This is a genomic window from Candidatus Binatus sp. (assembly GCF_030646925.1).
Classification (GTDB): Bacteria; Desulfobacterota; Binatia; order Binatales; family Binataceae; genus Binatus.
In genome coordinates this window covers 14341-27158 of record NZ_JAUSKL010000039.1, presented here as the reverse complement: position 1 = coordinate 27158, position 12818 = coordinate 14341, and the positions used below count along the sequence as shown (strand labels likewise).

The window sequence follows — 12818 nt, the reverse complement described above, 5'->3', positions numbered from 1 at the left end:
GCTCCGCCGATATGTAGCTGAACATTCCGCTCTGCTGATGGTCCGCCCCGCGCATCACCGCTACCTCCTCCTCCAACCACTTCCTACTCCACTATACACTGCCAAGCGGAAAACCCGTCGTTTTTCCGCAGCCTGCTAGAGCCCAGCACAGGGGAGGCTGAGGCGTAGTGTCTAGTAGAGGTTCGCTGAGGAGCGCTACCTTAGGCTGAGCTATGGGCCGGAAGGCACCGCGCAGAGTATGTCCGACCTCACCGGTCCGATCTTTAGAGGGTCACCCGAGGCGGTATTTCTTCGTGGTCGCGCACGCCCAAGACGGTTCGTATGGCCAGAGTCGAGATTTCCGTCAATTGTCCGTTGTCAGCGGGACACGCTTTAGTAACTCCCAGACGCTTTTGCTATGTTCGATGCACGCTCAGGTTCGATGCACGCTCAGGTTCGATGACGCTCAGGTTCGATGCACGCTCCAGGAGGGATGCGCGTAGCGGGCTTGCCGCCCCGGCATCCGAGGACACTCGATGGCTCGACTTGAAGATCTGACGCGAGGCGCGTCTGTTAAAGGGATTTTGCCCGATGCGATCGTCACAGTCGTTGACGTGAAGTGGCATGGATCGAACGTTGTCGAGCTGACGTATAAGGATCCGGCTGGCCGTCTCGGTAACGAACTTGTCTATCGCGATCGCGAGCCCACCATCGATGTCGCATCGGCCGGACGTCCGTGGAGTTTCGACGGCGACGGTTCGCTGTTTCGCCTGGTTTCCGAAGCCTACCGGATCCGACTCGCCTATTTGTTCGATCCGATTCTGGCGGTCCACACGTCGCTGGTCGATCCGTTGCCGCACCAGATTACAGCGGTTTACGGCGAGATGCTGACGCGCCAGCCGCTGAGATTTCTCCTGGCGGACGATCCGGGTGCGGGCAAAACTATTATGGCCGGGCTCCTCATAAAGGAACTCATGATTCGCGGCGATCTGCGACGATGCCTGATCGTTGTCCCCGGGATGCTCGTCGAACAGTGGCAGGATGAGCTCGATCGGCGCTTTCACCTGCCATTCGAGATCATGACGAACGATAAGCTTGAGTCCGCGCGCACCGGAAATTGGTTTTCCGAGAATCCTCTTGCGATCTGCCGACTCGATAAACTCTCACGCAACGAGGATCTTCAAGCAAAGCTCCAATCGACCGATTGGGATCTCGTCATCGTTGACGAGGCGCATAAAATGTCGGCTTCTTTTTTCGGCGGCGAGGTCAAGGAAACCAAGCGGTACAAACTTGGCAAGCTGCTGTCGCACCTCACCCGCCATTTCCTCTTGATGACGGCAACTCCTCACAACGGCAAGGAGGAGGATTTTCAGCTCTTCATGGCGTTGCTCGACGGAGACCGCTTTGAGGGTAAGTTCCGCGACGGCGTGCACACCGTCGATGTCTCCGATCTGATTCGCAGAATGGTCAAGGAGAAGTTGCTCAGATTCGACGGCAGGCCTCTGTTCCCCGAGCGTCTCGCCTACACCGTCACGTACCAGCTTTCGGCTGCCGAGGCCGACCTGTACAAGCGCGTGACAGACTATGTGCGCCAGGAATTCAATCGTGCGGATGCGCTTCAGAACGGAGGACAGAAGGGAACGGTTGGCTTCGCGCTCACGATTCTTCAGCGGCGCCTCGCTTCTTCCCCGGAGGCGATCCACCAATCGCTCCGGCGTCGGCGCGAACGCCTTGAAAGCCGATTGCGCGAAGAGCGTCTCATGAAGCGGAGTTCCGAAGCCCGAACTGAACTAGCAATCACGCTGCCCGAGTACGAAGTCGAGGACATCGACGACCTGGACGATGCTACCAGCGAAGAACTCGAGGAAACCGAGGAGAGGGTCGTCGACCAGGCTACGGCGGCGAAGACGATCGCCGAGCTGGAAGCCGAGATCCAGACCCTGAAGCAACTGGAAGCGTTGGCGCTCAAAGTGCGGCGCTCCGGATTCGATAAGAAATGGGAGGAACTCCGAAGCCTGCTGCTAGAGAATCCCAGTGTCGTCGATTCCGAGGGCCATCGCCGTAAGCTAGTTATCTTCACTGAGCATCGCGACACACTGAATTACTTAGTCGAGCAGATTCGTTCGCTGCTTGGCCGCCACGAGGCGCTTGTCCAAATCCACGGCGGGCTGGGACGTGAGGAACGCCGTAAAGCGCAGGAAGCATTCACCCAGGATCGGGAAGTCGAAATCCTGGTTGCAACCGACGCGGCAGGCGAAGGAATCAATCTTCAGCGCGCCCATCTGATGGTGAACTACGATCTGCCATGGAATCCGAGCCGGCTGGAACAACGCTTCGGCCGCATTCACAGGATCGGGCAGACGGAAGTTTGCCATCTCTGGAATCTGGTCGCCGGCGAGACCCGCGAGGGCGACGTATTCAAGCGGCTGTTCGAAAAGTTGGATGAACAGCGCCAGAGCCTTGGCGCAGGAATCTTCGATATCCTCGGCAAGCTGTTCCGCGACACTCCGCTTCGCGGTTTGCTCATCGATGCGATTCGTTATGGCGATCAACCCGAAGTGCGCGCCCGGCTGCATCAGACGGTGGACAACCTTGCCGATCGGCAGCATTGCGAGGAACTGCTCGACGATCGAGCGCTGGCGCATGATTCGATGGATGCGAGCCGGGTGCGGCAGATTCGCGAGGATATGGAACGTGCCGAGGCGCGCCGATTGCAGCCGCATTTCATCGCAAGCTTTTTTATCGAGGCGTTCAAACTGTTGGGCGGGAGCAGCCGTGAGCGTGAGCCGCGGCGTTATGAGATCACTCATGTGCCGGCGCTTATTCGCAATCGCGATCGACTTATCGGCGCGGGGGCGCCTCTTTTATCGCGTTATGAACGCGTGACATTCGAGAAAACTCTGATTTCGGTTCCCGGCAAGGCGCTCGCCGATTTCATCTGTCCTGGACACCCGCTACTCGATTCGACGATCGACATCGTGCTCGAGCGACATCGCGATCTTCTGAAGCGCGGCGCGGTTCTGGTCTCGTCTGATGAGGCCGACGAGCGAGTCCGCGCACTCTTCTTCCTAGAACACGCCATCCAGGATGCGCGCAGCGACGCTGCCGGGAATCGCCGGATGGTTTCGCGCCAGATGCAGTTCGTGGAGATCGATGAAGCCGCAAATATCGCAGGAGCCGGATACGCGCCCTATCTTGACTACCGCCCGATCGAGGATGATGAGCGAACGCTGGTCGAGGGCGCGCTCGCGGCCGGATGGCTCAGCAGCGATCTGGAAAGCAAGGTGCAGGAGTATGCGGTCACAGAGCTGGTGCCGAAGCATCTGAGCGAGATCAGGACGCGCAAAGAGGCGCTCGTCGACAAGACTATGGTGGCGGTGAGGGATCGCCTGACGAAAGAGATCAATTACTGGGATCATCGCGCAGAGGAGCTCAAGGCCCAGGAACTTGCTGGCAAGACGCCGAGACTGAATTCGGGCCGGGCGCGTCAGCGCGCAGAGGATTTAGAAGCGAGGCTGTTAAAACGGATGGAGGAATTGGAACAGGAGCGCAAGCTGTCGCCATTGCCGCCGCTCGTGATCGGCGGGGCGTTAGTCGTCACGGAGGCTCTGCTCAGAAGGCTCAAAGGCGAGATTGCTCCGATTTCCGATCAAGAGCGGCATAACACCGAGCGAGTCGAGAGGATCGCGATGGAAGCGGTGCTCGCGGCGGAAAGACGGCTCGGCTTCGAACCGCAGGACGTTAGCAAATCGAACTGCGGCTACGATATCGAGTCGCGGATACCGGGTCAGGGCCGGCTTCGATTTATCGAAGTTAAGGGTCGCGCCACAGGCGCCACGACCGTCACTGTGACAAAGAATGAGATCCTCACGGGGCTGAACAAACCTGACGAATTCATTCTGGCGGTGGTGGAAGTCGATGGCGACGCTGCGACTCCTCACTACGTGCGATGCCCATTTCAGCGCGAGCCCGACTTCGGCGTAACGAGCGTGAACTACAAATTGGACGAGCTGATAGCACGAGCCGTTGATCCGGCTTAAGTGACAAATCCCAGCCAGCCCTATATTTGACGATTCCAAAGGGGGGTTCATCTGAATGAACATTTTCGAAGATACAAATCCACGCCAACTCAAAGAGCTAGTGGGACAGATCCATTCGCGCGAGGCTGCCTTGCCCGACTTTCAACGCGATTTTGTATGGGACCCAAGCGCTACGCAGGAGTTAATTAGTTCAATTGCTGCGAGTTACCCAGCTGGTAGCCTGCTGAGAATACGAGACAAGGGCAATCTGTTTGCGTGCCGCGAATTCGCCGGTGCGCCACCGCTGCACGGCGCTCAACCCACCTTTCTTGTGCTCGACGGTCAGCAAAGGCTGACTTCTCTGTATCAAGCATTTTACGGGGTCGGAGACCATCAGTATTTCATCAAAGTACGAGACCTCATTGGTGGCGCCGATTTCGAAGATTGTATCGTTCACTTCCGTATAAACTCGCGAATCGCACACCAATTCAACGACTTTGCCGTGCAATCCAAGGATTTGATCATGCCCCTAAGTGTGCTGAAGAGCGGCTATGGAGGGTTCCTCGATTGGATGCTCAAAGTTGCGGAAGCCGCAGATAGCGATAAGGAACGACTCAGGATTCAAAAGGACTTGCAGGCTATCGGCGAGCAATGGATAAAGCCAATCGATGGCTATACTTTTCCTGTCGTAACACTCGTAGATAGCACCAGCGCGGCTGCGGTATGTACAATTTTTGAGACTCTTAACCGAACGGGCGTGAAACTGAGTGTCTTTGAGCTGTTAACTGCTCGATTTTGGCCCCAGAACATCAAGTTGCGCGATTTGTGGGAGAAGACAAAGAAAGATTACCCAATCATTGCCGATTTTGGGGTTGATCCTTATTACCTGCTTCAAATTGTGTCTCTCGTTAGCCGGGCGGCGCCTTCATGCAAACGAAGTGACGTTTTGGACCTCAAACCTTCCGCCTTGACGGGTTGGTGGGACCGAGCCGTCGCCGCTTTGGCAAAAAGTCTCGAGATATTGCGCGAAGACTGCGGGGTGTTGATCCCAAATTGGCTTCCCTATGACACTCTGCTGATACCACTGGCAGGTGTCCTCGCAAGAACGGGGACGTTGAAGGGGCCACAGGCTGCCGCGGCCCGCCAGAAACTTGCGCAATGGTTCTGGTGCTCAACGTTCGGCCAAGTCTATGACAACGCTGCAAACAGCCAAGCGGCAGTCGATTTAACTGAATTGCTGGGCTGGATCGCCGAGGGTGCGGCGCCGCGTTCCATCGCGAACTTCAGTTTCGATCCTGAAATTCTCAAGAATATAACTCCTCGTCAACGCGCACAGTATCGGGCCGCAATGTGCCTCATAGTCAGCTTGGGATCGCGCGACTTTCATAGCGCCGCAAAATTGAGCGGCAGCCTTATTCAGCAGAACGGCGTCGACGATCATCACGTGTTTCCGCAGGCATGGCTGAAGAAGGAGGGGATCTCTGGTCCCGTCGTCGACTCGATCCTCAATCGCACACTTATCGATAGTTCGACGAACAAATCGATTAATGATCGCCCCCCATCGAAGTACATGAAGGAGGTTCGGGCTTCGATTGGCGAGAAGAAATTCGCCGAACTGCTGAAATCTCACCTTCTCCCACATGACCCAGACGGGGCGCTTCTGAAGGACAAGTTTGAGGAATTTACAGCCTGGCGGAAGGACGCAATCTGGAACGAAATCAAGGCTCACACAGGCGTTCAAGACAAGCAGCAAATTTAGGATCAGTAGATGCGGAAGAAGTTGATTGAGGTGGCGTTGCCGCTGGAGGCGATCAATGTCGCGTCGGCGCGCGAGAAAAGTATCCGGCATGGGCATCCTAGCACGCTGCATCTATGGTGGGCGCGTCGGCCACTGGCTGCGTGCCGCGCAGTGCTCTTCGCGCAACTAGTAGATGACCCGTCGAGTCATCCCGAGGAGTTTCCAACCGATGAGGCGCAGAAGAAGGAACGCGAGCGGCTGTTCGGGATAATTGAGGAGCTGGTGCTATGGGAGAACTCGAATAACGAACGGGTACTTGCCGCGGCGCGTGCGGAGATTATGAAGTCATGTGACGGCAAACCTCCGCCGGTGCTCGATCCGTTCTGCGGCGGAGGTTCGATTCCGCTTGAAGCGCAGAGATTGGGACTCGAAGCGCACGGCAGCGACTTGAATCCAGTCGCGGTGCTGATCACCAAGGCGCTGATCGAAATTCCGCCGAAGTTCGCTGGACGGCCTCCAATCAATCCCGAAGCGAAAAAGAGTCTCGCACACTCGGGGAGCTGGAAGGGTGCGCAGGGGCTGGCCGAGGACGTGCGCTATTATGGGAAGTGGATGCGCGACGAGGCCGAGAAGCGCATCGGTCATCTCTATCCGAAGGTCAAGGTCACGAAAGAGATCGCCGCGGGGCGCGAAGACCTGAAGGGTCTCATCGGACGCGAGCTTACCGTGATCGCGTGGCTGTGGGCGCGGACCGTGAAATGCCCGAATCCCGCCTGCGGCGCGCAAATGCCGCTAGTGCGCTCGTTCTGGCTCTCAACCAAGAAGGGCAAACAGGCTTGGCTAGAGCCGATCGTTGATACATCTGCAAAGACCGTGCGATTCCGAGTGAAAACCGGCATCGGCAAGCCGTTAGCAGCGTCCAAAACCGGCCGAGGCGCCAAGTTTGACTGTCTGGTTTGCAAGCAATCGGTAGATGATCAGCACATCAAAGACGAGGGCATGGCGAAGCGGTTTGGCGCCGCCCTCATGAGCATTGTCTGTGGTGGCAGCGGAGGACGCATCTACGTTGCGGCATCAGACACGCATCAAGCTGCCGCGGATACGGTAAAGCCCAGATGGGCGCCCGAAGAGGAACTCGCATACGAGCCTCGCGCGATCTGGTGCACGCTCTATGGACTAAAACGGTTTCGCGATCTCTTTACACCTCGTCAGTTAGTGGCGCTTACGACGTTCAGCGATCTGGTTGGAGAGGCGCGCGAGCGCGCGCTCAAAGATGCGCGCGAAGCTGGAATGCCTGACGATGGAAGAAGCATAGACGCGGGCGGAACCGGCCTACTCGCGTACGCGGACGCCGTCGCAACCTACCTCGCGTTCGGATTGAGCAAAGCGACCAGTCGAAACTGCACCGGCGCGATTTGGGAAGTAGGGATGGACCGCCTCGCCGGAGCTCTAGGCCGGCAGGCCATCCCGATGACTTGGGATTACGCGGAAACGAATCCATTTGCCGGGGCCGGAGGAGACATTTTTGGGACTGTGCAGTCAGCCTGCGAAGTCCTCGACGGTCTCGCGCCAGCGACGATGGGCTCAGCGAAGCAACTTGATGCTACAGCTGCGTTGAACGGGGTCGAGACTCCGATTATCGCGACCGATCCTCCCTACTACGACAACATCGGTTACGCTGATCTCTCCGATTTCTTCTACGTGTGGCTCCGTCGCTCGGTTGGAAGACTCTTTCCACAACTCTTCAGCACCATGCTTGTACCAAAGGCTCAAGAGCTGGTCGCAACGCCCTACCGATTTGACGGCAGTAAGGAACGCGCGCAACGTTTCTTCGAAGAAGGATTGGGTAAGGCGTTTCAACAGATGCGGGTCAACCAGAAGCCCTCATATCCGCTGACTCTTTTCTATGCCTTCAAACAAGCGCAGTCGGACGGGGATTCGGATGAAGGCACTGCGCCGCGCGCATCGACGGGCTGGGAAACGATGCTGGAGGGACTGATCAGAGCTGGCTTTCAGGTCAATGGCACATGGCCGATGCGAACAGAGCTGGTCGGTAGCTTGAAGAAGAACGTGGGAGCGCTTGCCTCGTCCGTCGTACTCGCATGCCGGCCGAGGCTCGACGACGCACCGATGGCGACGCGGCGGGAGTTCCTCAAAGCTCTCAAAGACGAACTCCCCGACGCGCTGCGCAAACTCCAGCATGGCAGCATCGCGCCGGTCGACCTCGCGCAAGCCGCGATCGGCCCGCGCATGGCCGTCTTCTCGCGCTATTCGAAAGTCCTCGAAACCGACGGCTCTGCGATGACCGTTCGTGCCGCGCTCGGTCTCATAAACCATGCACTCGATGAAGTCCTCGCGGAGCAGGAAGGCGAATACGACGCCGAGACCCGATGGGCGGTCGCATGGTTCGAGCAGTTCGGAATGACCGAGGGCAAGTTCGGCGACGCAGAAACCCTCTCCAAGGCTAAGGACACGGCCGTCAACGCGATGCGCGATGCCGGAATCGTCGAATCGAAAGCTGGTAAAGTGCGCCTCATCGGGCGCGATGATCTCGACAGCGGCTGGGATCCCACCACAGAGCGGCGACTGACTATATGGCAGGTGACGCAACGTCTCGTGCACGCAATCGAAACAGGTGGAGAAAATAAGGCTGCGGATATGCTTCGCAAGCTGGGTGCGATGGGCGAGGCTGCGAAAGACCTCGCGTACCGACTCTATGTAATCGCGGAGCGCAAGAAATGGGCGCAGGAAGCATTCGCCTACAACATGCTGGTCAAATCCTGGCCCGAGCTAACCAAGCAGGCCTCGGGTCCGAGCGGCGAAACCGCCCGCCTGCTGTAAATACGGGAATTTATGAATTGGCTCAGCTTTATTTCCTCGCTTATCAAAACCCTTGCGTGGCCAAGTCTACTACTTTTCCTCGTGTTGTACTTCAAGGAGCCGCTGGCCGAATTGCTTCGGAACATCCTTGAGATTCGATACAAAGAATTCAGAATCGCCTTTGGAAAAAAAGTTCAAGAAATCAGTGCCGAGGCGGCGCCAGTGCTTGGGCCTACTATCGATGAGGCGCACCTCTCAAATTTACTTCCAGCCAAGCAATTGTTCCAAAAAATAGCCAAATTGGACCCTTCTGCGGCTGTTTTAGTTGCGTGGCGGCATCTCGAGCAAGCCTCAAGACGAGCAGCGCAACGCCACGGGATCAAGCCCAGCTGGCAGACCCTGAAAGTGCTGGCTTCTCTCCATTCAGATGGACGAATTGACCCGCATACCTACCAGATTTTCAGGGAGATGAGAGAGCTTCGAAACCAGGCGGCACATGAGGATGCCGCCGATATAACGGAGTCCGAAGCCGTAGAGTTCGCCGATCTGGCAATACGACTTGCCGCGAAACTAGAAGAAGCCTGAGATGTGGCTAGTAGCGTCCTGCGAGATACAGTATCGCGGTGCCGGACCTTCCGCAGTTTCGCGGCTTGTGGACCCGGCTGCCAAACTTGGCGAAGCAAAGGACCGGAATCAGTTGCCTCTTCGTCAAGGCTAACGGAAGCGTCGAGGAGGTCTCGTAATAGTTCTCGTAAAACTCAAGGGGGGAGTTAATGCGGGGGATGAATAGAAATGGCGATCACCAACTACGAGCGGGTCGGCAAAGCGCTCGACCTGATGCGCGAGGGACTGAAGCCCTACGTCGAGCGCGAGCTCAGGACCGTATTCGGCGACAAGTGGATCGAGGAAGCGGCTCGGGACGAGCGCCGGCTGAAGCGCGAGAGCAAAGGACAAATCAATTGGGACTCGCAGGCGCTGCTGGGCGCGATGTGGGACAACTGGACACTCGTCTTCGGCAAGAAGCTCGGCAATAGCGAGCGGAACCTGATCGCGGAGTTGCGCACGACTCGCAACCAGTGGGCGCATTCGGAGCCGTTTACGAGCGACGATGCGTATCGGGCGCTCGACAGTATCAATCGGCTGCTGACGGCGATCACGGCGGAACAGGCGGTCGAGGTTCAGCGCGCGAAGCAGGAATTGCAGCGCCTGAACTATGCGGAACAGACGCGCAGCGAGACGCGGAAGCTCGCGACTTCGCCTACCGAGGGCCAGCCGTCGGCGGGTCTCAAACCGTGGCGAGAAGTTATAACGCCGCATCCGGATGTGGCGTCAGGGAGATTCCAGCAGGCGGAGTTCGCGGCGGATCTCGCGCAGGTGTATCGCGGCGAGGCGGCGGATGAATACGGCAAGCCGCGCGATTTTTTTCAGCGCACCTTCATGACTCATGGACTGGAGCAGTTGCTGGTCGGCGCGGTACGGCGACTGAGCGCTGGCGACAATTCGGGCGATCCGGTGGTCGAGCTGCAGACGAATTTTGGCGGCGGCAAGACGCATTCGATGCTCGCGCTGTACCATCTATTCTCGGGCGTCCCGCCAAGCGATCTCGCTGGCGTCGAGACGGTGCTGAAGCAAGCAGGTGTCAGCGCGATTCCAAGAGCAAAGCGCGCTGTTCTAGTCGGTACGGATATTGGGCCGGCCGAGTCGCATCGCAAGGCTGACGGGACGGTCGTCAAGACGCTTTGGGGCGAACTCGCATGGCAACTCCTCGGCAAGGATGGGTACAAGCTGGTCGCGGAGTCCGATCGCAAAGGAATAAGCCCCGGTGGTGAACTTCGAGAACTGTTTAAGCGGGCCGCACCGTGCCTGATATTGATCGACGAATGGCTGGCGCACGCGCGAATGCTGTACGGCGTTTCGGATTTGCCGGCAGGATCGTTCGACGCGAACATGACGTTCGCCCAGACCTTGACGGAAGCCGCGAAGGCAGTGCCGAAGACGCTGGTGGTCGCGAGTATCCCGGCGTCGGACACCGAGATAGGCGGCGAGGGCGGCAGGGCGGCGCTCGAGCGCATTAAAAATGTTTTTGCGCGGATTCAAACGCCGTGGACGCCGGCGACCACTGAAGAAGGTTTCGAGATCGTGCGGCGACGGCTCTTTCAGCCGATCACGGACCCCGAGCTTTTTCGCGCTCGCGATACGGTCGCCAAGAAGTTCCGCGAGATGTACCGGGAAAGCGCCAAAGAATTCCCGGCGCAATGCAAGGAAGGCGCGTACGAACAACGCATCCAGAAGGCATACCCGATTCATCCGGAGCTGTTCGATCGGTTATTCGGCGACTGGTCATCGCTCGACAAGTTCCAGATGACGCGCGGAGTGCTGCGCTTGATGGCGGCGGTAATCCACACGTTATGGGAGCGTGGCGACGCGAGTCTCCTGATCCTGCCGGGGACCGTGCCGATCGATGCGCCGGCAGTGCTCGACGAAGTGTTGAAGTACCTTGAGAGCTCCTGGCGGCCGGTCGTCGGTACCGACGTCGACGGGCCCGAATCAGTGCCGCTCAGGATGGATCAGGAGAACCCTGCGTTGGCGCGGTACTCGGCGTCGCGGCGCGTGGCGCGGACGGTGTTCATAGGGTCGGCGCCCACGCTGAATGCGGCAGGACGAGGCCTTGAGGATATACAGATCAAGCTCGGATGTGCTCAACCGGGCGAGACGGTGGCGACTTTCGGAGATGCTCTGCGGAAGCTGCGGGAACAGACCACCTACCTCTACAGCACCGACCGGCGGTACTGGTACGACACGCAACAGAACGTCACCAAGCTGGCGCGCGATCGCGCGGCGCAGGAAAACGATGAGGCCGTGTGCGAGGAGATTCGGCGGCGGCTTCGCTTACAGGAGAAAGAGCGCGGCGAATTCGCGAAGGTCCAGGCTTGCGTCGATGCGGCCGCGGTCGCGGAGGATCGAGAGACGCGTCTGGTGATATTGGATCCGGCCCATCCGCATTCGTCGAAGACAGCTGGTAGCCCCGCGCGCGTAGAAGCGCAGCGAATTCTCGAGAGCAAAGGGACTGGACCGCGCATCTTCAAAAACACGGTCGTGTTCCTGGCGGCCGATCGCATCAGGATGGACGATTTGAATCGCGCGGTGCGAGATTTTATGGCGTGGAAGTCGATCGATGACGAAAAGACAACGCTCAACCTCGACGCAAATCAGAGCGCGCACGCAGAGAAGACGCGGAAGGAGTCCGACGGCGTCGTCAATCAGCGGATACCTGAAGCGTATCAGTGGCTGATCGTCCCGGGTCAAGAGAAGCCAAAGGACGGACCGCTCAAGGATATCGACTGGAGTGAGACAAAGGTCTCGGGCCAGGACGCGCTCGCGCCGCGGGCGGCCAAGAAACTGAAGGGCGAAGAGTCGCTGGTCTTGGACCTCGCCGGCACGCGGCTACGCATGGAATTGGATCGCATACCGCTTTGGCGCGGCAATCATGTCCCGGTCACGCAGCTAGCCGACGATTTCGCTCAGTATCTCTACTTGCCGCGACTCCGAGGGAGTGAGGTGCTTGCCGAAGCGATTCGTGACGGGCTCCGACTCATGACGTGGGCGCAGGATTCATTCGCATATGCCGACAGCTTCGATGAGGCTAAAGGACGATACGTAGGACTCAGGGCCGGACAACTGGTGACTGTCTCAATCGTGGGCGGCGGTGGGATGCTCGTGAAGTCGGAGATTGCGAAGGCTCAGCTGGAAGCCGAGGCCCAGCGCGAAGATCAGAAAACCGAGAAAAGGAAAGACGACGAGATAAAGAGGGATCAAGATGACAAGAAGACTGGGGGAAGTGCAGAACCGAAGTTGTCGCGGCGGTTCCATGGCTCCGCACAATTAAACGCAATTCGTATCAGTCGCGATGCCGGCCAAATCGCGGACGAAGTCATCCAGCATCTTACAAAGCTGCCAGGAGCGAACGTCGAAGTCACAATCGAGATTCACGCGGAGATACCCGAAGGCGCCCCGGAGAGCGTGGTCCGTACGGTTTCGGAAAACTGCCGAACACTCAAGTTCAGGAGCTTCGATTTCGAAGATAGCTAAACGGAGAGGTCGGTCCCTAGCAGAAGAACCTTGACGCGGGGCGGATCAACCTCATTTCGGCTGAGTTTTCGGGGAGCAGACCGGCCGCATGAAGATGGTGGTCGAGGTGCAAAGCGAAAAATGTTGAACTGTAATCTGTCCTCTAGTGTTGTGTCCCGCAATTAACTTGCACA

At 58.1% G+C, this 12818-nt stretch carries 5 protein-coding genes and 1 pseudogene; all 6 read left to right on the top strand.

Going from position 1 to position 12818, the window contains the following annotated elements; translation table 11 throughout:
• Positions 1-515 precede the first annotated feature (515 nt).
• The 6 genes and pseudogenes from Q7S58_RS06685 to Q7S58_RS06665 all read left to right on the top strand — a co-directional run bounded on the left by Q7S58_RS06685 (position 516) and on the right by Q7S58_RS06665 (position 12645).
• A complete protein-coding gene (locus Q7S58_RS06685) occupies positions 516-4019 on the top strand; it encodes a helicase-related protein (RefSeq protein WP_304822396.1) in 3504 nt (1167 codons plus the stop codon).
• Between the two features lie 55 nt (positions 4020-4074).
• Positions 4075-5757 (top strand): DUF262 domain-containing protein, encoded by a 1683-nt coding sequence (locus Q7S58_RS06680; protein ID WP_304822393.1) that lies wholly within the window; start codon positions 4075-4077, stop codon positions 5755-5757.
• 9 nt (positions 5758-5766) lie between these two features.
• Positions 5767-5994 (top strand): annotated as a pseudogene (locus Q7S58_RS22085) (DUF1156 domain-containing protein); the annotation flags it as partial.
• Between the two features lie 354 nt (positions 5995-6348).
• The gene (locus Q7S58_RS06675; RefSeq protein WP_304822390.1) at positions 6349-8577 is read left to right on the top strand and encodes a DUF1156 domain-containing protein; all 2229 of its coding nucleotides are present in this window, start codon (positions 6349-6351) and stop codon (positions 8575-8577) included.
• Positions 8578-8589: 12 nt separating this feature from the next.
• Positions 8590-9141, top strand: coding sequence for a DUF4145 domain-containing protein (locus Q7S58_RS06670; protein WP_304822387.1), 552 nt, complete (start codon positions 8590-8592; stop codon positions 9139-9141).
• Between the two features lie 207 nt (positions 9142-9348).
• Positions 9349-12645, top strand: a complete 3297-nt coding sequence (locus Q7S58_RS06665; protein ID WP_304822384.1) for a Swt1 family HEPN domain-containing protein — start codon at positions 9349-9351, stop codon at positions 12643-12645.
• Positions 12646-12818: the final 173 nt, after the last annotated feature.

What these genes read in the sequence shown, in the direction of transcription:
- Q7S58_RS06685 (WP_304822396.1), top strand. Translation starts at nt 516, where the DNA reads ATGGCTCGACTTGAAGATCTGACGCGAGGCGCGTCTGTTAAAGGGATT.
- Q7S58_RS06680 (WP_304822393.1), top strand. Translation starts at nt 4,075, where the DNA reads ATGAACATTTTCGAAGATACAAATCCACGCCAACTCAAAGAGCTAGTG.
- Q7S58_RS06675 (WP_304822390.1), top strand. Translation starts at nt 6,349, where the DNA reads ATGCGCGACGAGGCCGAGAAGCGCATCGGTCATCTCTATCCGAAGGTC.
- Q7S58_RS06670 (WP_304822387.1), top strand. Translation starts at nt 8,590, where the DNA reads ATGAATTGGCTCAGCTTTATTTCCTCGCTTATCAAAACCCTTGCGTGG.
- Q7S58_RS06665 (WP_304822384.1), top strand. Translation starts at nt 9,349, where the DNA reads ATGGCGATCACCAACTACGAGCGGGTCGGCAAAGCGCTCGACCTGATG.